General features: G+C 51.3%; 20 protein-coding genes, 1 pseudogene and 1 riboswitch. Of the genes and pseudogenes, 13 read left to right on the top strand and 8 right to left on the bottom strand.

The window, feature by feature from the left end:
- Nucleotides 1-55: 55 nt before the first annotated feature.
- The gene (locus DFR47_RS18830) at nucleotides 56-490 is read right to left on the bottom strand and encodes an ABZJ_00895 family protein (RefSeq protein WP_113946055.1); all 435 of its coding nucleotides are present in this window, start codon (nucleotides 488-490) and stop codon (nucleotides 56-58) included.
- Nucleotides 491-739: 249 nt separating this feature from the next.
- Nucleotides 740-1,168: an Lrp/AsnC family transcriptional regulator gene (locus tag DFR47_RS18825; RefSeq protein ID WP_113946054.1), complete on the bottom strand. Its 429-nt coding sequence runs from the start codon at nucleotides 1,166-1,168 to the stop codon at nucleotides 740-742.
- Between the two features lie 229 nt (nucleotides 1,169-1,397).
- Here DFR47_RS18825 and DFR47_RS18820 point away from each other — a divergent pair, with 229 nt between their 5' ends.
- The 10 genes and pseudogenes from DFR47_RS18820 (at nucleotide 1,398) to thiD (ending at nucleotide 10,958) form a co-directional block, all read left to right on the top strand.
- The gene (locus DFR47_RS18820) at nucleotides 1,398-2,471 is read left to right on the top strand and encodes a saccharopine dehydrogenase family protein (protein WP_113946053.1); all 1,074 of its coding nucleotides are present in this window, start codon (nucleotides 1,398-1,400) and stop codon (nucleotides 2,469-2,471) included.
- A 145-nt stretch (nucleotides 2,472-2,616) separates the two neighbouring features.
- A complete protein-coding gene (locus DFR47_RS18815) occupies nucleotides 2,617-3,378 on the top strand; it encodes a transporter substrate-binding domain-containing protein (RefSeq protein ID WP_113946052.1) in 762 nt (253 codons plus the stop codon).
- A gap of 146 nt (nucleotides 3,379-3,524) precedes the next feature.
- The gene (locus tag DFR47_RS18810; protein WP_113946051.1) at nucleotides 3,525-4,766 is read left to right on the top strand and encodes an NAD(P)/FAD-dependent oxidoreductase; all 1,242 of its coding nucleotides are present in this window, start codon (nucleotides 3,525-3,527) and stop codon (nucleotides 4,764-4,766) included.
- Nucleotides 4,767-4,848: 82 nt separating this feature from the next.
- Nucleotides 4,849-5,403, top strand: coding sequence for a hypothetical protein (locus tag DFR47_RS18805; protein ID WP_113946050.1), 555 nt, complete (start codon nucleotides 4,849-4,851; stop codon nucleotides 5,401-5,403).
- Nucleotides 5,400-5,990, top strand: a complete 591-nt coding sequence (locus DFR47_RS18800) for an RES family NAD+ phosphorylase (RefSeq protein WP_113946049.1) — start codon at nucleotides 5,400-5,402, stop codon at nucleotides 5,988-5,990. Before DFR47_RS18805 ends, DFR47_RS18800 begins: the two co-directional genes overlap by 4 nt.
- A 21-nt stretch (nucleotides 5,991-6,011) precedes the next feature.
- Nucleotides 6,012-7,007, top strand: a pseudogene (locus tag DFR47_RS22290) (NAD(P)-dependent oxidoreductase); the annotation flags it as partial.
- Nucleotides 7,008-7,187: 180 nt separating this feature from the next.
- On the top strand, nucleotides 7,188-8,471 hold the full coding sequence (locus tag DFR47_RS22170; RefSeq protein WP_245416647.1) for a glycerate kinase type-2 family protein: 1,284 nt from the start codon (nucleotides 7,188-7,190) through the stop codon (nucleotides 8,469-8,471).
- Nucleotides 8,472-8,515: 44 nt separating this feature from the next.
- A riboswitch (TPP riboswitch) is annotated at nucleotides 8,516-8,611 on the top strand.
- A gap of 60 nt (nucleotides 8,612-8,671) precedes the next feature.
- The gene (gene thiM / locus DFR47_RS18790) at nucleotides 8,672-9,484 is read left to right on the top strand and encodes a hydroxyethylthiazole kinase (RefSeq protein WP_113946048.1); all 813 of its coding nucleotides are present in this window, start codon (nucleotides 8,672-8,674) and stop codon (nucleotides 9,482-9,484) included.
- Nucleotides 9,471-10,115: a thiamine phosphate synthase gene (gene thiE / locus DFR47_RS18785; RefSeq protein WP_113946047.1), complete on the top strand. Its 645-nt coding sequence runs from the start codon at nucleotides 9,471-9,473 to the stop codon at nucleotides 10,113-10,115. The genes thiM and thiE overlap by 14 nt, the downstream gene beginning before the upstream one ends.
- Before the next feature lie 3 nt (nucleotides 10,116-10,118).
- Complete coding sequence (gene thiD, locus DFR47_RS18780; protein ID WP_113946046.1) at nucleotides 10,119-10,958, top strand: bifunctional hydroxymethylpyrimidine kinase/phosphomethylpyrimidine kinase; 840 nt, start codon at nucleotides 10,119-10,121, stop codon at nucleotides 10,956-10,958.
- 65 nt (nucleotides 10,959-11,023) lie between these two features.
- On the opposite strand, the gene DFR47_RS18775 is transcribed toward thiD, so the two are convergent.
- The 5 genes from DFR47_RS18775 to DFR47_RS18755 form a co-directional block, all read right to left on the bottom strand.
- Nucleotides 11,024-11,434: a DUF6691 family protein gene (locus tag DFR47_RS18775; protein WP_113946045.1), complete on the bottom strand. Its 411-nt coding sequence runs from the start codon at nucleotides 11,432-11,434 to the stop codon at nucleotides 11,024-11,026.
- Nucleotides 11,435-11,446: 12 nt separating this feature from the next.
- A complete protein-coding gene (locus DFR47_RS18770; protein ID WP_113946044.1) occupies nucleotides 11,447-11,872 on the bottom strand; it encodes a YeeE/YedE family protein in 426 nt (141 codons plus the stop codon).
- A gap of 11 nt (nucleotides 11,873-11,883) precedes the next feature.
- Nucleotides 11,884-12,204, bottom strand: coding sequence for an ArsR/SmtB family transcription factor (locus tag DFR47_RS18765; RefSeq protein ID WP_113946043.1), 321 nt, complete (start codon nucleotides 12,202-12,204; stop codon nucleotides 11,884-11,886).
- 36 nt (nucleotides 12,205-12,240) lie between these two features.
- Nucleotides 12,241-13,119 (bottom strand): MBL fold metallo-hydrolase, encoded by an 879-nt coding sequence (locus DFR47_RS18760; RefSeq protein WP_113946042.1) that lies wholly within the window; start codon nucleotides 13,117-13,119, stop codon nucleotides 12,241-12,243.
- A 188-nt stretch (nucleotides 13,120-13,307) separates the two neighbouring features.
- Nucleotides 13,308-14,381, bottom strand: a complete 1,074-nt coding sequence (locus DFR47_RS18755) for a Tim44 domain-containing protein (protein ID WP_113946041.1) — start codon at nucleotides 14,379-14,381, stop codon at nucleotides 13,308-13,310.
- Nucleotides 14,382-14,609: 228 nt separating this feature from the next.
- On the opposite strand from DFR47_RS18755, the gene DFR47_RS18750 reads away from it, so the two are divergent.
- The gene (locus DFR47_RS18750; protein WP_113946040.1) at nucleotides 14,610-15,911 is read left to right on the top strand and encodes a metallophosphoesterase family protein; all 1,302 of its coding nucleotides are present in this window, start codon (nucleotides 14,610-14,612) and stop codon (nucleotides 15,909-15,911) included.
- On the top strand, nucleotides 15,911-19,408 hold the full coding sequence (locus DFR47_RS18745; RefSeq protein WP_113946039.1) for an AAA family ATPase: 3,498 nt from the start codon (nucleotides 15,911-15,913) through the stop codon (nucleotides 19,406-19,408). Before DFR47_RS18750 ends, DFR47_RS18745 begins: the two co-directional genes overlap by 1 nt.
- A 68-nt stretch (nucleotides 19,409-19,476) precedes the next feature.
- On the opposite strand, the gene DFR47_RS18740 is transcribed toward DFR47_RS18745, so the two are convergent.
- Complete coding sequence (locus tag DFR47_RS18740; RefSeq protein ID WP_113946038.1) at nucleotides 19,477-21,000, bottom strand: hypothetical protein; 1,524 nt, start codon at nucleotides 20,998-21,000, stop codon at nucleotides 19,477-19,479.
- A gap of 271 nt (nucleotides 21,001-21,271) precedes the next feature.
- On the opposite strand from DFR47_RS18740, the gene DFR47_RS18735 reads away from it, so the two are divergent.
- Nucleotides 21,272-22,663 (top strand): FAD-binding oxidoreductase, encoded by a 1,392-nt coding sequence (locus DFR47_RS18735; RefSeq protein ID WP_113946037.1) that lies wholly within the window; start codon nucleotides 21,272-21,274, stop codon nucleotides 22,661-22,663.
- Nucleotides 22,664-22,675 lie beyond the last annotated feature (12 nt).

The raw sequence follows: 22,675 nt of genomic DNA, 5'->3' as shown, positions 1-22,675 counted from the left end.
ATTAATTCAGGCGCGATGTTTTTTATCACTTTTCTGGAGGAGGTGATTTCGTTTTTCATCGGATAAGCTTCATCGCTTGCATGGTGCCGACCCACAGGCCCAAACGGATCACCAGCAGAATAATTACCAACAAAATACCTGCAATGCCGACGATCAGGATCGGACCTTCACGCTGTAAATCCCGCAATGCGGCTTCATCTGCAGCAATGCCCGTCATGGCAATGATCGCAAAGAATGCCAAAGTCACGAGGGCGCAGCCGAGAGAGATTGTCCATGCGCGTATCTGGCTTGGCTTCGCCTGTTCGCGTGTAACCCAATTGCGCGCCATGGTCATGGCGGCAGCTGCTGCAATAATCAGCCCCATCGCAGCATTTTCAATTTCGATAAGATAGGTGATGGCAATAAATGCGGCAGCCATCCCCAGAAAAACAATCGAATATATGCCGATCAGAAAACCTGCTGATGCGCGGCGGATTTGTGAAGTTGTCATCAATGCCCTCAAAGTTAGAGCATAGTTCTCTGCACTTGAATCAGTGTCAGATGAGATTATGCTTTCATTTTTAAAGTGTCAGAACGATCTGTGTGTGCCAAGTCTGGCACACGGCGCTCTGGTCTTTGTTTCTCAGGCATCTATCATGCAGTTGGTCTGGCTGTTCCTGCCATTTGAAGGCTCACAATCAGACCAATTCAACTATAACTAACAGCGATATTGTAGTAACGGGATCTGCATCTGTAATACTCAACGTTCAATCCGTGTAGAGAGAATGATGGAGGACATTGTGCGTTCCACACCTTCCAGAGCACCGATCTGATCCAGCACGCTGTCGAGTTCGCCGATTGACGGGGCCTCAACAATTACGATCATATCAAAATTACCGCTGATTGAATGAACAGAGCGCACGGCCATCATAGGCTTGAGCCCAATTTCGACCTTTGGTGCGAATTTCGGTAGTGCGGTGACTAATACATGAGCGCGCACCAGATGGCTCTCATGTTCTGACGATAATTTAACCGTATAGCCGGTAATAATACCACGCTTTTCCAGCCGGTCGATGCGGCTTTGAACAGTCGTGCGCGAGACTCCAAGCCGTCTGGCCAGCGTTGCTGTTGATGCCCGGGCATTCTCGCGTAAAAGAGCAATCAGGGCCATATCGGCTTTTGTCGTCATTTTGAACCTCACAAACGTCACTTCGACCAAATATATAGCGTCATTCCGTCATTTTGGATACTTCTTTTTGACGAAAATTCTGCGACTCTATGCCATCATCTTTTGGACGTGAATCAATATGTCCGGAAAATAATGCAATAGTTTTAATGTGTTACATTTATCGAAGCTGGTAGATCTTATCAGGAGGGCGATAAATGGAACAGCAAGAGCAGTAAGTAAAGGTTCAGTCATGAAAGACGTCGTCGTCGTTGGTGCCGGTAAGATCGGTGTAACAATTGCACAGCTTCTGGGTAACACTGGTGATTATAATGTAACGGTAACAGACCGTTCGGAAGATCAGCTGAAAGCCCTCGCAGGCAAAAAGAACATCACAACGAAAGTTGTTGACATTGCTGATGCGACCGCTCTTGAAGCTGTTCTGGCCGGCAAATTCGCTGTTCTCAGCGCTGCTCCTTACCAGATGACAATCCGTATTGCTGATGCCGCTGCAAAAGCCGGCGTTCACTACCTCGACCTGACTGAAGACGTAGCAAGCACACGCCACGTTAAAGAACTGGCGAAAACAGCTAAAACCGCTTTCATTCCACAGTGCGGTCTGGCTCCTGGCTTCATCTCGATCGTTGCTTACGATCTGGCCAAGAAATTCGACAAGCTGGAATCCATTGGCATGCGCGTTGGCGCTCTGCCACAGTTCCCGACCAACTCCATCACCTACAACCTGACATGGAGCACGGACGGCGTTATCAACGAATATATCGAGCCATGTGAAGCCATCGTAAACGGCAAGCTGACACTGGTTCCAGCTATGGAAGAGCGCGAAGAATTCTCGCTCGAAGGCGTTCAGTACGAAGCTTTCAACACTTCCGGTGGTCTCGGCACTCTGGCTGAAACTCTTGAAGGTAAAGTTCGCACTCTGAACTACCGCACCATTCGCTACCCGGGCCATTGCGATATCTTCAAAACTCTGCTCAACGACCTCGGCCTGCGTCACCGCCGCGATGTATTCAAGGACATCCTTGAAACTGCAGTTCCAGGCACACAGCAGGACGTTATCGTAATCTTCGTAACCGTAACCGGTTACAAGGATGGTCGTCTGACTCAGGAAACCTATGCAAACAAGGTTTACAACCAGACACAGGGCGATCTGGAAATGACCGGTATTCAGGTCACTACAGCTTCCGCAATCTGCGCTGTTGTTGATATGCTTGCTGACGGCAGCATTCCTGCACAGGGCTTCATGAAGCAGGAAGATATTGCGCTGGATAAATTCCTCGCAAACCGTTTCGGTAAAGTTTACGCCTAATTTAGTAAATTATTCCGATTTTTGCACGGTTAATGCGAAACCGGAATAGCATGATGCAATGAGAAACGGGGCAAGGGCTTTCCTTTGCCCCGTTTTTCTGTTTAGCTGTAGGCTGAAATATCAGGTTTATTTTACGGGAGGTATAATGCGTAAATCTGTTTTGTTTGCAGGACTTTTGATTGCGTCATTTGCAGCTTCTGCCGGAGCGCAGGAAATCAAGGAAATCCGCATTGCAACAGAAGGCGCCTATCCGCCATTCAACTATGTTGATGCCGATGGTTCGCTGAAAGGCTTTGACGTTGATATTGCCAATGCACTTTGCGAAGAAATGAAAGCAAAATGCACGATCGTAGCCAATGACTGGGATGGTATGATTCCGGGTCTGCAATCCAATAAATTTGATGCAGTTATCGCATCAATGAGCATTACAGAAGATCGTCTGAAACAGATCGACTTTACCAATAAATATTACTCCACACCGCTGGCGATTGTTGTCCCTAAAGACAGCCCGATTAAAGATACGAAGACAGAAAACTTTAAAGGCAAAACTATCGGTGCACAGGGTGGTACAACTCAGTCCATTTATGCTGAAGACGTACTTGCCAAAGCAGGCGCAGATATCAAGCTCTACCCGACCAATGATGAAGCTGTTGCTGATCTCGCAACAGGTCGTCTGGATGCAGTGATTTCCGACAAGTTCCCGATTGCTGAATGGGCAAAAACCACCGGTAAAGATTGCTGCGTGATGCTCGAAGACGTGCCGAATACACAAACAGAAACCGGTGTTGCTATCAAAAAAGGCAATGACGCTCTGAAGGCACAGTTTAATATAGCTATTGATGGCATCCGTAAAAACGGAACTTATGCCAAGATCATGCAGAAGTATTTCGACTTCGATATTTATTGATCATTGTAGTATTGCTTCACATGTTGAGTGAGCGCGCAGTTCTGTGCGCTCATTTCTCTTGAATTCAGATCTTAGTCATTTGCTGGCAAAATTCCGGACACACTGTGTTGGCAGGTAATTTATGCCCCGTTTTATACGGCCATATCATGCGTAAATTCGATACAATCATTCTGGGCGCAGGCATTATCGGTGTCAGCACAGCACTCCATTTGCAAGCACGCGGTCATGCGGTTTGTCTGATTGACAAGAAAAATCCGGGCGAGGGTACCAGCTATGGCAATGCCGGTCTGATCGAACGCTCAAGCGTTATTCCCTATTCGTTTCCGCGTGGTTTTGCCAATCTGCTGAAATATGCTCTGAATAACCGTTCGGATGTACGATATGATCTGGCCTATATGCCGAAAATGGCACCGTGGCTGTTTCAGTTCTGGCGCAATTCCTCACCGGAGCGACTGGCTAAAGCGACTGAAGCCATGCTGCCACTGGTGGAATCCTGCGTCACAGAGCATGATTTCCTGATTGAACAGGCCGGTTGTGAAAATCTGGTGCAGAGTAAAGGCTGGCTGGAAGCATTTTGCAGTGAAGAAGCACTCAATGCTTTTGTGAAAACTCTGCCGTCGCTGGATCGTTTTGCTCTGAACTATAAAGTGTTGGATCGGGCAGAGTTTGCTGCAACGGAACCTGCAATGCGCAATATTGCCGGTGCGGTGCATTGGCTTGATCCTAAAACAGTAAGCGACCCTGCGGGACTGGTCAAAGCCTATGCAGCTTTGTTTACACAGCGCGGTGGCATCTTCCAGCATGGCGATGCAACAACTTTGCAGCAGCAGAGTGATGGCTGGTCTGTCCGTGCATCTGAGCAGGTCACAGCACGCAATGTTGTCGTAGCTTTGGGGCCTCAGTCGCATCTGATCTATCAGCAGGCTGGCATCAAACTGCCTATGGCGGTTAAACGCGGCACGCATTTGCATTTTTCCATGGAAGAGGATGCGGCTCTCAATCACTCGGTTGTTGAGGTTGAAGGCGGTTATGTGATGGCGCCGATGCGTCAGGGGATGCGTTTGACTACTGGTATTGAATTTGGTTCGCCGGATGCACCGGCCAATCGTATCCTGCTGGATCGTGCCGAGAAACGCGCGCGCAAAGTTTTACCTTCCTTGGGCAAGCCGGTTGAAGCGCAGCCATGGCTGGGTCTGCGTCCGTGTATGCCGGATATGTGTCCTGTCATCGGAGCCGTGCCGAATAAACCGGGTCTGTGGATGAATTTCGGCCATGCCCATCACGGGCTGACGCTGGGGCCTGCATCCGGCCGGTTGCTGGCAGAAATGATGACCGGAGAGAAAACTTTCATTCCGGCAGAGCCGTATTCTGCAAGTCGTTTTATGTAAGATGCAACCTTGTCAACCTTGACAATATTAGCAAGCTTGACAACCAGCCTGTGCGGTATCATCTTTAAAGCAGGAGATGATCATGGCACAGACAACGCAAAGCACAACTGAGCATAAGAAAACACGGCAGAGCCCTGCTGCAAATGCAAAGTCACGCGTGACGTCAAGTCGCGCGAAGCGCCTGCCTGTTCAGAAACCCGCGGGTAAAGCGCTTGCTAAAGAGGCGTACCAGCCGGATGCCCGTGCGCTGGCCTTACTGCGTGGTGTGGAAATTGCTCAGCAGGATCTGCGCGAAGCTGGCGGTGCTTATACACTGGAGCAGGTGCGCCTGTTATTGCAGGGCATTTCCCGTCAGGCCGTTGATAAACGGGTTCAGGAAGGTACATTGCTCGCAGTGCCGGGGCCGGCTAACCGTCGTGCTTATCCGACAATCCAGTTTCTCAATGATGGCAGTATTGTTGCCGGATTGAAGGCTGTGCGTCAGGCGCTTGGCAGTGCTAATCCATGGTTTATACTGAATTTCTTGAGCAGGCCGGATGAACGTCTCAACGGTAAAAAGCCGATTGAGCTGTTGCGTTGCGGTGAAACCGAGCTGGTGTTGGAAGCGGCACGGCTCAATGGTTTGCAAGGCGCGTGAGCGGGCCGAAGCCACCACAAAATCTGACTTCCCGACAGCCTGAGATAATCACTCTGGCTGCGGGGAGCAAGTTTTATCGTTTTTATACTGCTGCTTTTGATCCAGTTTATTTTGACCGTTCAACAATGGGCAGGCTTAACGCGCCGGATGCATCCTATGGCGTGCTTTATACGGCTGCTGCACGGGAAGGTGCGTTTGCCGAAACATTCTTACGTGAACCGGGTCGCAGCCTGATTGATATGGGGCTGCTACAGAAAAAGGCGCATGTGGTTTTGGAGAATACTGCACCGTTGAAACTGGCGAAACTTGCCGGACGCGGCCTCGCAATTTTGGGAGCGACGGCAGAGATTCTGCATAGTGGTTTACCCTATGATACAGCGCAATACTGGTCAAAGGCGCTGCATGATCATCCGGAAAAGCTCGATGGTATTGCCTATTATGCCCGTCATGATGACGAGCAGCTTTGCTATGCCCTGTTCGATCATTGCGCAGAGCACCTCACGATCCAAAAGAGACAGGAAGATCTCGACAAAGACTGGTTTTGGCGGATTGCCAATCACTATAATCTGGGCATTGCCCCGTACTGAATAAATATAAGGGAACTGAATATGTCGGACAAAACTGCCAAAATCCTTATCACGGATCATCTGGAGTTGCGTCTTGATGCACAAGGCAAGCATCAATGGAATGAAATTCGCCGCTATATCGAAGGGAAAGGCGGGGTCTTTCACGATCATGCTTTGCAGGCAGGGCAAGAACTCACAGCCGGAAAACTACATTTTTTCTATTGCCCCGATCTGAGTACTGAAGAAGAATTGATCGCAGCTGCGGGACAGGGGCAATATGATGCGGTGATTGCTGCTGCCACCCGCATTCCGCCGCAATGCCTGTTTGCTGAGGGTGGAGTGCGCATTGGTGCAGGCACCGGTAATATGCAGTCGCAATCATGGGTCTCCGGCACAGCGCCTTTGATGAATACACCGGGCATCAACAGCCGTATCACTGCGCAAATGGTGCTAAAAGCGCTTTTGCAGTTTCGTCCTGATCTGGACACTGCCACACTTTATGCGCAGGTGCTGGAAGGCAGCTTTGATACCGGTCGCGATCTGGCGCGTTTCCCGAGCTCCGGACTTGAAGGGCGAAAGATTGCCATTCTCGGCAGCGGCAATATCGGTATGGAAGTGGCAAAACTGGCGAAAGCCTTTGCTATGCATGTCACTATTTATGCCCGTGAACATCATCGTCAATGGATTGAAAGTCAGGGCTATACCTATGCATCGACACCCGAAACTGCTGCGCAAGATGCCGATGTGCTGAGTGTGCATCTGGGGCTTGGTGCGCTGAACAAGGAGATGGGGCGTTACAGCAATCAAGGTCTGGTCAACCATACCGTACTGTCCGCAATGAATGAGGGTGCTATGGTCATCAATTATGACCGTGGTGAGCTGGTGGATATTGCGGCGTTGGACAGTCTGATGCAGAGCGGTCATATCCGTAATGTTGCAGTGGATGCTGACCTGTTTGAAAAAGATGGTGTGTTGTCAGGACCGCTGGAACCTTATCTGCCACTGGCAAAAAAATATCCGGAAGCCATGTTGTTGTTGCCACATGCGGCGGCAGATACCGACCACCCGTCACGACTTGCAGGGGCGAAGCAGGCAGTTGATCAGATATTTGCGGCGATTACCGAGCGTCGTGTCATCAATGTAGTCGGGACAATTCCTGCCGGTTATAGTGATGGTGCTAGCCAGTTGCCGCAGGGGATCGGACGGGTACAGGTTAAACTGAAACCGGGACAGGAAAGACAATTCCTGCAATCCCTGTTTGAAACAGCAGTTAAGGCGGCTGATCCGCTGCATTGTCTCAAACCATATTTGCCACAAGCGCCAAAGGGCAGAACGATTGTAATCGGCGCCGGTAAGGGCGCTGCACAAATGGCGCAAGCCTTTGAGACCTTATGGGCTGAGGCCGGATATCCTGCGCCGCAAGGTGTGGTTGTCACCCGTTATGGCTATGGAGCGGAATGCCGTTTCATTAAAGTGCTGGAAGCGGCGCATCCGGTGCCGGATAAAGCAGGACTGGAAGCCGCAAAACAGTTGAAAGCTGCGTTGAAAGACTTGCATGAAGACGATCTGGTGGTGGCGTTGATCTGTGGCGGCGGCTCGGCTCTGTTGCCTGCGCCACCAGAGGGGCTGACACTGGCGGATGAGCAGGCAGTCAATGCCGCTTTGCTTGCCAGTGGTGCGCCGATCAGCGTGATGAATGCTATCCGTAAGCATGTCTCTACGATCAAAGGTGGCAGGCTTGCTGCCCTCGCAGGACCTGCCCGTATGATCAGCCTGATTGTCTCTGATATTCCGGGGGATGATCCGGCGCTGATCGCTTCAGGGCCGACAATTGCCGATCGTGCGACCCGTCATGATGCGCTGAAATTTATTGAACATTACAAAATGCAATTGCCGGAAGTGGTCATGGCACATTTGCAGAGTGAAAAGGCCGATGCGCCGCAACCGGATGATGTAATATTTTCCCGTCACAGCCACCATATTATTGCCAGTGCAGCACAGTCATTGGCGGCGGCGGCAAAATTGGCCGAAGAGCAGGGTGTTGAAGCGTATATTCTCTCCGATGCGATTGAAGGTGAAGCAAAAGACATCGCGCTGATGCATGGGGCAATGGCACAATATCAGGCGCGTAATCGTCAGGCAGAACAGCCATTGCTGTTGTTGTCCGGCGGAGAAACAACGGTAACGCTCGGCTCCGGTTCTAAAGCCGGTAAGGGTGGTCGCAACAGTGAATTCATGCTGGCATTGGCACTGAATATTGCTGGCTCTGAGAATATTCACGCTTTGGCTGCGGATACGGATGGCATTGACGGCTCGGAGAACAATGCCGGTGCTTTCGCAGATGGAAGCACAATTCATCGTATGACAGAGCTCGGGTTGGATGCGAAGCAATATCTTGCAGGGCATGACAGCTGGAGTGCTTTCAACGTAAGTAGCGATCTGTTCGTGACAGGGCCGACCGGCACAAATGTCAATGATTTCCGGGCCATATTAATCAAGTGATCTGACAAACGGTGGACAGGCACTGCCTGCTCTGCCATAATAGCGATCAAAGACAGGGGCGCCCGGACAATACCGGCTGAGAAGTACCCTTTGAACCTGAACCGGATAATGCCGGCGGAGGGAGTCAGATTAAAGGGCGCTTATCGCAAGGCGAAATAGTGGCACCCTATATCGGACCCTCACCGTGGCGGAGGGCTGATATGAAAGATCTACCGGATTTCGGCATTGTGCTGGAAACCATGCGACGCCAAAAACCTCTCATACAATGCATCACAAATTTCGTGGCGATGAATACGGCCGCCAATGTGGTTCTGGCGGCGGGTGCTTCTCCTGCCATGCTGCATGCGCAAGAAGAAGCCGGAGAATTTGCCAAACTCTGCGGCGCGGTCACGATTAATATCGGCACGCTCTCGCCGCTTTGGGTGCAGGGGATGATTGCGGCGGTTACATCCGCCAATGCACATAATATTCCGTGGGTTTTTGATCCTGTTGCGCATTTTGCCTCCACTTTCCGCAGAGAAGCGGCGCAGACACTATTGGCGTTAAAACCAACAATTATTCGCGGTAATGCGTCCGAAATTCTGACCCTTGCAGGCTTTTCCGCACGGGGCAAAGGCGCAGACAGCGGCGATGATGCCGGTAGCGCCCATCACGCGGCACAACAACTGGCACAGCAACATCAATGCATTGTTGCAGTGACCGGCGCTTATGATCTTGTCACAGATGGTCACAGAACTTTGCGTATTGACGGCGGCTCACCGCTGATGCCGCAAGTGACAGCACTTGGCTGTGCACTGACCTGCCTGACCGGTGCATTCGTTGCCTCTCGTAAAGTTTCCGCTTTGGAAGCGACGGCAGCCGCTCTGGCTATGTATGCGGTCGCCGGAGAACAAGCGGCATTGCAGGCGCAGGGGCCTGCCAGTTTCCAAATTCACTTTATCGATGCGCTTTATGCGCTCACACCCGCACAATTCCAGTCTCAGGCAAAGGTACAATTCTATGAAACAGTTTGATCTGTCGCTCTATCTCGTTCTCGACCGTGAGCTTTGCGGCAGTTTTGGCATGGTGGAAACCGCAATTGCAGCGGTGCGTGGTGGCGCCACAATGGTGCAGTTGCGTGACAAAGATGCCAGCCAGCAAGAGATGCTTGAAACGGCCAAAGCGCTAAAAACAGCGCTTGAAGGAACCAATGCCAAGCTGATCATCAATGATAATGTAGACATTGCGATTGCTATTGGCGCGGATGGTTTGCATATCGGCCAGCATGACGGTTCACCGGAACAGGTGCGCGCTAAAATCGGACCGGATATGATCCTCGGCCTTTCCGTGCAGACGGCTGAACTGGCAGCGAAAGCCGATAGTGTTGTGGTGGATTATCTGGGTATCGGCCCTGTCTTCCCGACAGCAACCAAGAAGAATTGCGCGCCTTCTATCGGTATTGACGGGTTGAAACGGGTTTACTCCCATAATGGTCTGCCTGCGGTCGCCATCGGTGGCATTAAACTGCCGCATGTGGATGACGTGCTGGCAACCGGTGTTAATGGTCTGGCCGTGGTTTCAGCGATTTGTGGTCAGGATCATCCTGAACAGAAAGCCCGTGCATTCCATGCGGCTATCGCCGGTTTTCGTGCTGCAAAGGGATAGGCAATGAAAAACGTTCTTTCCCTTGCCGGCTCCGATCCGTCGGGCGGAGCCGGAATTCAGGCTGATCTGAAAACTTTTGCTGCCCGTGGCACTTATGGCATGGCTGCGCTGACCGCACTGACAGCACAGAACACGCAAGGCGTATCCGGTGTTTTTGCTGTGCCTGCAGATTTTGTGGCGCAGCAGCTCATAATGATTTTCAGCGATGTGCGGGTTGATGCGGTTAAAATCGGCATGATTGTGAATGCGCAGATTTCTGATCGTGTGGCGCAGATTTTGCAGGAGCAGCTGATTAAACAGCCTGATTTGCAGATTGTGCTCGATCCTGTGATGATTGCCAAAGGCGGGGCGGCTTTGCTTGATCCGCTGGCGGTGGAAAGCCTCACGCAAAAACTGTTGCCGCTGGCAACCTTACTGACACCCAACTTGCCGGAAGCAGCCGCTATTCTTGGCATGCCAGTAGCTGAAAACCGTGAGGATATGGAACGTCAAGGTCAGGCTTTGCTGGCTAAAGGTTGTAAAGCCGTGCTGATGAAGGGCGGGCATATGGCAGGAGAGCAATGCCCTGATTTGCTCCTGAGCGCGGAATATAATCTGTGGTTTGAAGCGCCACGTGTTGAAACGCCTGATACGCATGGGACAGGTTGCACGCTTTCCAGTGCTTTGGCTGCCGAACTGGCGAAAGGCAATGCCTTGCCGGATGCCGTGCGCGAGGCAAAAGCCTATTTGCTGCGGGCAATCAGTGCTGCACACCGGCTTGAAGTGGGCATGAAAGATGAGAGCGGTCGCTCACTCGGCCATGGCCCCGTGTTTCATGCGATTGATCAAACCATAGCGCCGTGAGCCATATTGGGCTCACGGCGCTATGACACTTTAAAAGTGCTGAGTATCGAAGGCTTCCTGAAAAATCAGGAAGCCTTTACTTTGCGGGCAATCAACATGCCGGCTATCATAGCCGGAACAAAGATCAATGTGCCGGTTGCAGCTAAGCCCACAGTGGTGATCGCAGGTCCCGGACAAATGCCGCCAAGGCCCCAGCCGATACCGAACAGAATAGCACCAATAACCAGTGATCTGTCCGGTTTGCGATTGGCAGGCACATCAAAATTCACGGCGCAGACCGGTTTTTTACGGGCAAAAACTACACGAAAACCAATGAATGTTGTGACGACTGCTGTACCCATGACTAAGGCAAGTGACGGATCCCAATTGCCGGTAATATCCAGAAAATTTTGAACTTTCTCAGGATTGGCAAGACCTGAGATCACCAGTCCGATCCCGAAAATCAGGCCGATAACAAGATTGATCAGAAATGACATCGGTTATCTCCTTTATCCGATCAGATGGCGCATGATGTAGACGGTGATAAAACCGGCTGCCATGAATAATGTGGTTGCGAGCAGGGAGCGCGGCGACAGCCGCGAAATACCGCAGACACCATGACCGGATGTGCAACCGCTGCCTAAAACCGCACCAAAACCAACCAGCAAACCGGCAATAATCATCAATACCGGATCGGAAGAAACACTGAGAACCGGTGTGTGACCGCTGAAGAGCATATATAGAAACGGAGCAATCAGCAGCCCCAGCACAAAGCCTGCGCGGGATAAAAAGCGATTGTCGCTATAAGGCGGGAAAAGCCTGCTGACAATGCCGCTGATACCGGCAATGCGTCCTTCGAAAAACATCAGCAATACTGCCGACAGGCCGATCAGAAGCCCGCCCGAAAGTGCTGACCACGGGGTAAAATTTTCCATGATTTAAAACCTTATGAATGACCGGATGGAGTGCAAAACAGCTGGTGCATTGTACGGATGAAGATTTTCACCCGTTCATCTGCGAGAGAATAAAACACGGCTTTGCCTTCCTTGCGGGCGCTGACAAAACCGGCTGTTCTCAGCTCTGCGAGTTGTTGGGAAAGACCGGGTTGACGAATACCCAGCATATCCTCCAGTTCGCGCACGGATTTTTCACCTTCAACCAATGCACAAGCCACCTGCAAGCGGTCCGGATTGGACAGTTTTTTCAGGAAAGCTGAGGCTTCGTTGACCCGCTCTCGCAGTTCTGCGGCATCGGGCGCCGTGGCCATTATCAGGTCGGTGTCTTCGATAAGAGTGCTCATGGCTTATTCCCAAGGTGCGCCGTCAAAACGGCCGAGAGGAATTTTGATATAACGCTGTCCGTTGCTTTCAGGCTCCGGCAAACGCCCGCCGCGAATATTGACCTGCAATGCATGGAGCATCAGTTTCGGAATTGGCAAAGTTGCATCCCGCGACTGACGTGCCGTGACAAAACTATCCTCATCACGATAGCGGTTGAGATGGATATTATCCTGTAATTGCTCATCAATACGGGATTCCCAGCGCACTTCACGGCCGTTCGGACGGTAGTCGTGACCGGTGAAAAGGCGGGTATCTTCCGGCAATTGCAGAATGGTTTGAATACTGTTCCACAGCGCGGTTGCATCGCCACCCGGGAAGTCGGCGCGTGCAGTGCCGCCGTCCGGCATGAATAGGGTGTCGTGGATGAAGGCTGCATCGCCGATGACATAGGTGATCGAAGCCAGCGTATGCCCCGGTGAGTGAATGACCCGCGCGTTGAGATTGCCGACTTTGAATGTCTCACCATCTTCAAACAAGTGATCCCATTGCGAGCCGTCACAGGCAAGGTCAGGCCAGTTATACAGCTCAGACCAGATTTTCTGGACTTTTTTCACTTCCGCACCAATTGCCGTCGGCGCGCCGGTGCGGGTATGCAGATAATGCGCCGCTGATAAGTGATCTGCATGTGGATGGGTGTCAAGAATACGCACCAGTCGGTAGTTGCGACGTGCGATATAATCCAGCATTTCATCGGCATGATGAGTGGCCGTCTGACCGGATTTTTCATCATATTCCAACACCGGATCAATAATCACACAATCCAGTGTTTCAGGGTCAGCGACAACATACTGCACGGAGCCGGTGCGCTGATCGTAAAATGCGGCAATGTCTGGCTTTTGCATCTCATACCTGCTTTCTATATTTTCAATTAAATATAATTGATTGCAAAAAAATGCAATCATAAAAATCTATTTATAGTATTATTTTCTAAACCCGTAACGTTTTGCAGAACAAGATGTTCTCTATGAAAAAAGCCGCCCTGAAGATCAGAGCGGCTTGATTATGCATAATATGGTGTAATGTCAGATGCTTATGCAGCCTGAATTGCCGAAAGTTTCCAATCTTCGATACGGCCATTGGCAGGGCGTACGAATGTCCAGACTTCAACGCTTTCCGAAATCTCAGTGCTTTCGCCTTCGGCCAATTCGCCAGAGTCGCGGTCAGCCATGTAGTCAACGCTTTCATAGCGCATGGCAACGGTGGCGTAATCTTTACCTTCTTCGCTCCAGCCTTCTGATACGTCACCCTGCAGCAATTTCACTTCGCTGACATGGTTGCGCAGGCCGTTGGTAGCATTTTCACCGAGTTCTTCGGCGAGGTAAGACATGGCTTCTGGTGTTGCGAGCTGACGCAGCGTGCCGTAATTTTCCTGACCATAGGCTGTCTGAACTTCGGTCAGCATTTTTTCGAAATGTTCAAGATCTTCCTGCGAAACAGTCAGTGGCTTTTCTTCCACGGCAGGCTGCATCATGTTTGCGGCAGCAGCACTTGCACTTGCGCCCGCACCGGCACCGAAGCCGGCTGACGGGACAGAAGTGGACGAGCGGGCATTGGTGTTCTGTGCCTGTGCATCACGCTTGTCAAACTGGCCACCGAAATTCTGACCAAAGTTCTGCGCTGTTCTTGCAGAACCGGCACCGGCAGCAGCCGTTGCTGGCTTATTGCGGTTGGCAAAGAAGCGCATGGCCAGCATTGCCAGACCGGCGAAGAGAGCAACCTGCAGGATCAGGCCGAGGAAACCGGCCATGCCGCCGAGACCATTACCGAGCAGCATACCGATCAAACCGCCGACCAGCAGACCGCCGAGCATGGAACGACCAAAATTATTGAAGAAGCCAGGCTTTGCCGCATTTGCTGCCGCAGCGCCCTGTGCCGGACGTGTCTGCGCACCGGTATTCGGTGTCATCGAACGCTCAATCGGCGCAGCTGTGTTTGGAGCTGTGCGGGTTGGCGCAGGTGCCTGATAGGTCTTGCTGCCACGGCTGCCAAAGCCGCCACCGCCCGCCCGTCTGGCATCGGCAATATCCATCGCCGAAAGCGATACAACGAGCGCCAGTCCCAATGCGATTGTGAACTGGCCTAAACGAGAGGTGGCACGCAACATATGTGTCTCCTGAAAAAGTGCTTTGGACGCATATAGGAAGACAAAATTTCAATTGTAAGTGCCTGGTTTAAAAAATACTGTATTTCAGGTAATTTAACAGGAGTTGTACCGGTGATGCAGAGTTGTGAACGGATATCAGCGCTATAAAACCGGCCTTGCATTGATTTTTATAACGGTGCCGTCGCATAGTCTGTTCAAAGATTTTGATCCGGACTTTCAGGAGCCGTTTTGACCTATCGCTTTATTCATGCGGCAGATATTCATCTGGATTCACCGCTGCGCTCACTCGCTTTACGTAATAATGAGCTTGCCACGCTGATCGGCAATGCAACGCGGCGTGCTTTTGAGCGTATTATTGATCTGGCTTTAAACGAGCGCGTGCATGCTTTGCTGATTGCCGGTGATCTTTATGACGGCGATCAGACCTCGATGAAAACCGCGCGGTTTCTGGCGGAGCAGCTGCGTCGTCTGGATCAGGCGGGTATTGATGTCTTTATCATCCGCGGCAATCATGATGCGCTGTCAAAAATCACCAAAGAGCTCATTCTGCCGGATCGGGTGCAAATCTTTGACCGTAAAGCGCGTGCTATCACGGTGAATACACCGGATCATGAGCAGCCTGTAGTGTTTCATGGTCTGAGTTTTGCCAAGCCGCATGCACCCGAAAGCCTGCTGCCAAGTTACAGTCTGCCTGTCAGTGGTGCGGTGAATATCGGGCTGATGCATACCAGTCTGAATGGTGCCGAAGGGCATGATCTATATGCGCCGGTCAGCGTTGCTGACTTGCAATCTCATGGTTTCCATTATTGGGCTTTGGGGCACATCCACAAGCGGGCGGTTTATGCGCCGACGAATGCGTATAATAGTACCGTGGTGATGGCCGGTAATCCGCAGGGGCGGGATATTAACGAGGCCGGCGCGAAATCCGTAACACTTGTGACCATTGATGATAGCGGCACCGTCCATACGGAAGAGCGCCTGACATCCATTGCACAATTTGAGCGTGTGCATGTCGATGTCTCAGCCTGTGAGGACTGGCGTGCACTTGTTCAGGCAGTGCATGAGGCGCTGGAAGCTAAGCGTGAAGCAACAGCCAGTGAACATCTGGTTGCCCGTCTGCATCTGACCGGTTCGACAGCGCTGGCGTGGCAAATGCGCCGTGACCATGATCTGCTGCTGACGGAAGCAGAAGACAGAGCAGCACAAACCGGCGATTGCTGGATTGAAAAGCTGGAAATTGAATGTACGCCGCCGCGTAAAGCTCACCAGCAAAATACGGTTCTGGCAGCTGATCCGTTACAGGAACTGGGCAGGCTGATCAGCGATGAACTGGCTGTCAATGTTCAGTTTCAGAGCAACCTCGCGGAGCAAATGGATGCTTTAATGAAAAAACTGCCTGCGGAAATCCGCAATATGTTCGGTGGGGATGAAACACAGGCGCAGGCACTGATCACCGACTTGTTGCAAAAGGGCAGCGAGGATGTACTGGCCGAGTTGAGTGCAGCTGCACAGGCAGAGGAACAGGCATAATGCGGATCAATCGTCTGGATCTCACACGCTATGGCCGCTTTACCGATCATGTGCTGGATTTTGGTGCGGCAGATCAGGGCAAACCCGATTTGCATATTATTTACGGGCCGAATGAGGCGGGAAAATCAACCACGTTTTCGGCGCTGCTCGATTTGCTGTTCGGTATTGAGCATAAAAGCCGCTATAATTTCCTGCACCCCTATCCGGCAATGAAAATAGGTGCATCCTTGCGAATGCAGGGCGCCGTGCAGGAACTGGTACGCACCAAAGCCCGTGTCAATAGCCTGCAGGATGATGCAGGCCGCGCTTTGCCGGATACGCTGATCTCTGCGGAACTCGGCGATATCGACCGCGATGCCTATCGCATGATGTTTTCGCTTGATGATGACACGCTCGAGCAGGGCGGTGAGGCTATTCTCGCCAGCAAAGGCAATTTAGGGGAGTTGCTGTTTTCTGCCAGTGCCGGTCTTGCCGGTTTGAGCCAGAATTTAGGGATTTTGCGCAGCCGTGCGGACCAGTTTTATCGTTCCGGTGCCCGCAGTGGCGAACTGGCCGATCTTAAAGCGAAACTACAGGAAATAGAAGCTCTCAAAGCCGAGCTGGACGCAAAAAGTTCAGCACAAAGCTATGGCAAATTGAGCGATAGTTTTCGTGCAGCAGAGGCAGAGTATCTGCAGGCACGCAGTACCCACGTGCAAACGCGCAACCGTATTGCTGAGATTGATGCATTGCTCAATGCACTGCCACATTATCATCGTTTGCTTCGCTTGCGCGAAGAACTGGATGGTTTTGCGGATATTCCTGCGGTACCAGCCGGTTTTGCGGAAGAACTGCCGCGCCTGATGATAGATAATGCAGAACTACGTGTCCGGCTTGAGAGCCAAATGACAATACTGGCCGTTCTGGAACAGGACGCTGGCGCCATTCATCCGGACGAAAATGCATTGCAGCTTGTGGGTGTCGCCGGACAGCTGCAAATTTCACGCGCCCGCTATCTCACAGCTGAAAAAGATTTGCCGGAGCGCGAAACAGCTTTGCGTACGGAACAGCATAAGATTGAAGCGCTGCTGATCCGTCTCGGAAAGGATGTCAAAACCGACCCGCGCACATTGCTGATGAATATTCAGACCGAGACTGCATTGCGCAGTTTGATTGAGCGCCGGTCAGGGATCGCGGCGGCATTGCAATTGACACGTAAAGAACTTGCCGCGGCTGAGGACAGGCTGAAACTGGCGCAGGAAAAGCTGGCACAAAGCGGCATGGGGCAGTCAGCGGGTGACCTCGGTCAGATGCGCAGCCTCAATGATCTGCTGAGCCGGTTGCGCGGTGAGGACTCGAGCAATGCTCTGCGACACGCAGAGCAAAATGCACACGAAGAAGAAGCGCAGTTGCGTGAACTCTGGCAGTCATTGCCTTATCGTCAAGGTAATTTTGACACTGATCTGGATATGCTCGTAGCCATAGCAGTGCCGGACGTATCTGAGGTTGAAGCCGCAGGACAACAGCTACAAACACTGCAAAACCGGTTGCAGCAGACGCAGGACAGTCAGGCTAAAAACACGGATGAAATGGTGCAGTTGCAGGCGCAACTTCAGGCTTTGCAGCAGCATGGTCTGGTGATGACGCAGGAACAGGCCGCAGAACTGCGCAATAAGCGCAATACGGCATGGCAACACCATCGCAAGAGCCTGAATGATGCAACGGCAGATGCCTTTGAAGCCTATCTGACACAGGATGATCAGGCCGTGCATAGCAGGCTGACGCAGGCCACGGAATTTGCCCGTGCCATGCAGTTGCGCGAACGTCTTGCCGTGCTTGAAGCACAAAATTTACACGCACAAAATGCTGCGACTGCAACAGAAGCAGAGTTGCAGGCAGTGCAAACCCGTTTGGCTGACTGGCAGAAACAATTGGTGCCGGTAGCAGCAGAGCGGCTATCGTCTGCCAGCCTGTTGCGCTGGATGGAAAAGCGCGGTGCTGTGCTGCAAAAGCGGCAGCTTTGGCTGCGTGCTTGTCGTATGCGCGATGAAAAACAGGCACAGGTCAGGCTGGCAGTGGCAGAACTGCGCAAAGCCTTACAACAGGCGGGTCTTGACGTTGATGAAACCGATCTGAATGTTTTGCAAGCGCAGGCTGTCCGTTTGAATGAGCGTTTTCAGCATTTTGCCGCTTTACAGGCAGAACTGAGCACTCAGGAGCAGGAACTGCATCGCCGCCGCAAAGAGGCGGACGATATTCAGATGCAGGATACGCAGTGGTGTGAGGCATGGCGTGCAGCCTGCCAGCAAACATGGCTTGGTCAGGGCGATGCTGTTGCGGATTTGGATCAGGTGCGCGAAAGCCTCAATCTGATGGCAGAACTGGCACCGGCACTGGAACGCAGCCATAATCTGGCACAGCGTATTGATGCCATGCGCGACGATCAGGCTGCTTATCGTAAAGAAGCGGAAGCCTTAGCAAAACGCCTTAATTTGCCTGTTCATAACGCGGCGGGTGAGGTGATCCCTGTCTCAGAACTTGCGCAGCGCAGTGAGCAATATATTCGCAAAGCAGAGGTAGAGCAGCAAAAACGGCATGAGTTGCAAGGCAAGCTGGCGGAGGCTGAACAGCAGATGCAGCATCTGAACCAGCAAGCGGATTTGCTCAATGCCAGAAAACAGACGATGCTCACGCAATTGCAGGCGGACACACTGGAAGATGCCGGTTTTAAAATTCAGGCAGGGAACAAGCGAACCCAGCTTGAACAGACCCTTGCAGGTGAAGAGCAGTCCATTACGCATTTGCTGAAAGTGGCGCAACTAGCAGAGGCGGAAACATTGCTTGCACAGGCTGTCAGCACTGAATTGAAAGCACAATTGCTGGCCTTGCGTGATGAAGATGATGCGCAGGATCAGCATAAGCAGGAGCAATATCGCCTGAAAATGCAGGCCGAACAATTGTTGCGTGAAGCGCAGGCCGGTGATGACAGTGCTGCAAAACTGGACGAACAACGCCGCACACTCTTGCTGGAGATTGAGGATAAGTCGAAGCAATATCTGCGCCTGCGTTTTGGCATCAGCGCGGCTGAGCAGGCTTTGCGACTGTATCGTGATCAGCATCGTTCATCGATGATGGCACAGGCATCCGAAGCGTTTAAGACTATCAGTCAGGGCAGTTACCGCCAGCTGACCACACAAACGGACAAGGACAGCGAAATTCTGATTGCTGTGGCAGCCGACGGCAGCTCAAAAACTGCGGATGAATTGTCCAAGGGCACGCGGTTTCAGCTTTATCTGGCTTTACGTATTGCCGGTTATTATGAATTTGTGGCGCAGCGGCCGATGCCATTTATCGCGGATGATATTATGGAGACTTTCGACGATGATCGTGCGCGTGAAACTTTCCGGATTTTCACGCAAATGGCTGACAAAGGACAGGTGATTTATCTGACTCATCATCAGCATTTGTGTGAGATCGCGCAGGAAATTTATCCGCATGTGCGCTTGCACCGGCTTTGATCCGGTAAGCTTTGATCGGCAAAAAGATAAAGAAAAAGCCTGCATCGTGAGATGCAGGCTTTTTTGTTTTATTTATTGGCTTCGACTTTAACGCCAAGCACTGACCAGAGTTTTTTCGGCTCGGCCATACCAACTGCAGTCAGGATACCAAAAGTCACCGGATTTTCCGGCTGGATTTTGATACTGATTGACTTCGGCGCATCCAGATATTCGCCTGCAGCTTTCGCAGCATCGACAACAACCGGCTCTTTTTCGAAATAATCAACACTGATCTGCAGTTGATCTTTCATCTCCTGCACGAGTTCTTCACGGGTGACACCGCGTTCTTTTGCCTGATAATCCAGTACTTTGCCGAAGAAATTCGCATCATCATAGCGCATTTCCATATTGCTGATGGAAAGGTTCTGCAACATACCAACAGCAGCGACCTGCATGGCAGTGTTGTCACCACCATCTTCCATCACACTGGTCAGCAAATCCTGCACTGCTTTGATAAATTTCAGGTTATAACCGCCCATAGCGAGCTTGTAACTATAAGTCCCGATATTTTTACCGCTCACGGTCATCTGGTCGACAGTATATTGGCCGCTGTAAGGTGACCAGCTGCCTTTGGCATCCATAGTCAGATTGATTTTTTCCAATCCGAGAGCACGGATTGCTGCCATATCCATGTCGCCGGAGGTCTCAGCCAGATCATCACCGAGATCGCTGTCTTCAGCCATCTCATCTGTATCATCTGTATCATCTGTTGCGATATCTGTGTTGCTATCGGCGTCAGCTGTGGCACCGGCCTTATCTGCAGGTGCTGCATCAGCGGTTGCAGGTTCAGTCGTTTCAGTTGTCGCTTCCGCACCCGCAGCGGCTTCCTCAGCTGCTTCTTCTGCCGCTTTCGCGGCTTCTTCTACAGATTTCTGGAACTCAGCGGCTTCTTTTTTCTTCTTCTCCTGATCAATCCGGTCTACTTCCTCCAGATCAATGTTGAGCGCTTCAATGCCCCAACTGTAATTGCTGGCTTTTTCTTTGCTGAAAGGCTCCTGCGCGAAATGCACACCTTTCAGTTCAAAAACCGGCTTGCTTTGGACTGTGACACTGATGGCACCGATCTGGAAACTTTCGGCATATTGCAGGCGGCCGATCAGATCAGTTTTCGGATCTTTGGTCAGTCTGACATTATTAAAGCGGATATCCGAAGTTGTGAAAACACTGTTATCTTCAACAATTTTGACATCGTCAAAAGACGCCTTTTCGATGAGGTAAACATCATCTGCGGCATCTGAAATATTGCTCAGAGTAATCGTTCCGAGATTAACCGGAGCATTATCCTTATCGTCCTGCTTCGCTTCTTCTGTTTCATCAGACGCAGGTTTCGGCAAAGCAATCTGTGCTTTTGCATCATGCAAAATCACATTTGAGCCATTGGTTTCAGCTTTGGAGAATGTCAGCTCGACCATTTGTTCTTTGAGCAAGGCTTGCAGGCGCTTTGCAACATCATCACCGGTCCATGCTAGTGCTGTACCAGCCCATAACGGTGCAAGAACAGCGGTCAGTGCGAAAGTTTTAATCAGAGCCGGACGAGACATATTCAATGGCATGAGAAACCTCAATAAAAAGAACGGACAATATTGATTTTGACCGCAGAATGATTGCTGTCGAACTTATTCAAAAACAGAACGACCTGATACGTAATAATTTTAATAAATCCCTATAACAAATTAGCGACAATTCCAATAAAGATAATCTCAGTAGCGAAAGCCGATCCTAAAACCAGCGAAACGGTTTCCGGACAAGCTTGGTGACAAACAAAAGGTTAGAGAAAATTTCGGTCTGTTTCAGTCAGACCGGACGCGCTCTAAGGGGAATAAAATGCAACATGCTTCTGACCGGCTTGCAGTGCTGGAAAAACTGTCTGAACTGCTTGGTAAAGACATTCAAACCGCTGAAAATATTGATAGTTCACAGCTGCGCGACTGGAGCGATGAGCAAGGCGGCACCCCGCTGGCTCTGGTATTACCACGTAATACGCAGATGGTTTCTGAAATTCTGAAACTGTGTAATGAGCATCATATTGCCGTTGTCCCGCAGGGCGGGCTGACCGGTCTGGCTGGTGGTGCGGTTCCGGTAGAAGGCTGCGTGTTGCTGTCACTGCGCAATATGAACCGCATTGAGGCAATTAACGCGCAGGCCGGAACCATGATTGTTGAGGCCGGTGTTATTCTGCAAACCATTCAGGATGCCGCGCGTAATGCCGGTATGAATTTTGCCTTGGATTTAGGTGCGCGCGGTTCCTGCCAGATCGGTGGCAATATCTCAACCAATGCGGGTGGCAATCGTGTGATCCGCTATGGCATGACCCGTGATCTGGTGCTGGGCCTTGAAGCAGTATTGGCAGACGGCACAATTCTCAGCATGATGAATGAAATGCCGAAGAACAATGCTGCGCTGGACATGAAGCATTTATTTATCGGTGCGGAAGGGACAATGGGTGTTGTGACCCGTGCGGTTTTGCGTTTGCGTTCGGGTGTTGGCGGAGCCAATGCGGCGGTTGTTGCGCTTGAGAATTTTGATAATGCGCTCAACTTGTTGAATTATGCCCAGAAGCGTCTTTCCGGTCGCGTCACGGCATTTGAGGCGATGTGGGGTGATTATTATAAAACCGCTGCAAAATATGCCCGCGCACCGCTGGAGCAGGGCTACCCGCTTTATGTGCTGATGGATATGCAGGGTGCTGAGCCTGATACCGAAGCCGAACTCTTCCAGTCTGTTCTGGAACATGCACTGGAAGAGGGCTGGATTGCCGATGCTGCCATTGCGCAATCCCACCGCGAGGCCGAAGAGTTCTGGACAATGCGCGATGCCATTGCAGAAATTATGACCCATGAGGGTCCGTGCATCGGCTTTGACGTATCTGTACCGCAAACGCAGATTGGCGCAGCCGTTGATGCTATTCAGGCAGCTTTAGAAGAGCGTTACCCCGGTATTCAGAGCCTGTTTTTCGGGCATGTCGGTGACTGTAATTTCCATATTGATGTCACGAAATATACGGATTTTGAACCGAAAGAGCGGATCATTGAGGATATTGTTTATGACATTATCCGTTCATTCAAAGGTTCGGTTTCCGCAGAACATGGCATTGGTCTGCATAAAAAGCCCTGGCTGCATTATAGCCGCAGCGAAGCCGAATTACAGGTTTTGAAGACACTGAAAGCGGCACTTGATCCGCATAATATTCTCAATCCGGGCAAAGTTCTGGACTGAAATGGAAAAGGC

Origin of the sequence: Pseudochrobactrum asaccharolyticum (genome assembly GCF_003314995.1) — a bacterium.
In the GTDB taxonomy this organism is placed as follows: Bacteria; Pseudomonadota; Alphaproteobacteria; order Rhizobiales; family Rhizobiaceae; genus Pseudochrobactrum; species Pseudochrobactrum asaccharolyticum.
The sequence above is the reverse complement of the archived record's forward strand: the minus strand, read 5'-3'. Positions and strand labels throughout refer to the sequence as shown.

Coding starts and splice junctions, on each gene's coding strand:
- DFR47_RS18825 (WP_113946054.1), bottom strand. CDS start 1,168: ATGACGACAAAAGCCGATATGGCCCTGATTGCTCTTTTACGCGAGAAT.
- DFR47_RS18765 (WP_113946043.1), bottom strand. CDS start 12,204: ATGGCCACGGCGCCCGATGCCGCAGAACTGCGAGAGCGGGTCAACGAA.
- DFR47_RS18805 (WP_113946050.1), top strand. CDS start 4,849: ATGGCACAGACAACGCAAAGCACAACTGAGCATAAGAAAACACGGCAG.
- DFR47_RS18735 (WP_113946037.1), top strand. CDS start 21,272: ATGCAACATGCTTCTGACCGGCTTGCAGTGCTGGAAAAACTGTCTGAA.
- thiD (WP_113946046.1), top strand. CDS start 10,119: ATGAAAAACGTTCTTTCCCTTGCCGGCTCCGATCCGTCGGGCGGAGCC.
- DFR47_RS18760 (WP_113946042.1), bottom strand. CDS start 13,119: ATGCAAAAGCCAGACATTGCCGCATTTTACGATCAGCGCACCGGCTCC.
- thiE (WP_113946047.1), top strand. CDS start 9,471: ATGAAACAGTTTGATCTGTCGCTCTATCTCGTTCTCGACCGTGAGCTT.
- DFR47_RS18770 (WP_113946044.1), bottom strand. CDS start 11,872: ATGGAAAATTTTACCCCGTGGTCAGCACTTTCGGGCGGGCTTCTGATC.
- DFR47_RS18775 (WP_113946045.1), bottom strand. CDS start 11,434: ATGTCATTTCTGATCAATCTTGTTATCGGCCTGATTTTCGGGATCGGA.
- DFR47_RS18745 (WP_113946039.1), top strand. CDS start 15,911: ATGCGGATCAATCGTCTGGATCTCACACGCTATGGCCGCTTTACCGAT.
- DFR47_RS18810 (WP_113946051.1), top strand. CDS start 3,525: ATGCGTAAATTCGATACAATCATTCTGGGCGCAGGCATTATCGGTGTC.
- DFR47_RS18740 (WP_113946038.1), bottom strand. CDS start 21,000: ATGCCATTGAATATGTCTCGTCCGGCTCTGATTAAAACTTTCGCACTG.
- DFR47_RS18830 (WP_113946055.1), bottom strand. CDS start 490: ATGACAACTTCACAAATCCGCCGCGCATCAGCAGGTTTTCTGATCGGC.
- DFR47_RS18755 (WP_113946041.1), bottom strand. CDS start 14,381: ATGTTGCGTGCCACCTCTCGTTTAGGCCAGTTCACAATCGCATTGGGA.
- thiM (WP_113946048.1), top strand. CDS start 8,672: ATGAAAGATCTACCGGATTTCGGCATTGTGCTGGAAACCATGCGACGC.
- DFR47_RS18820 (WP_113946053.1), top strand. CDS start 1,398: ATGAAAGACGTCGTCGTCGTTGGTGCCGGTAAGATCGGTGTAACAATT.
- DFR47_RS18815 (WP_113946052.1), top strand. CDS start 2,617: ATGCGTAAATCTGTTTTGTTTGCAGGACTTTTGATTGCGTCATTTGCA.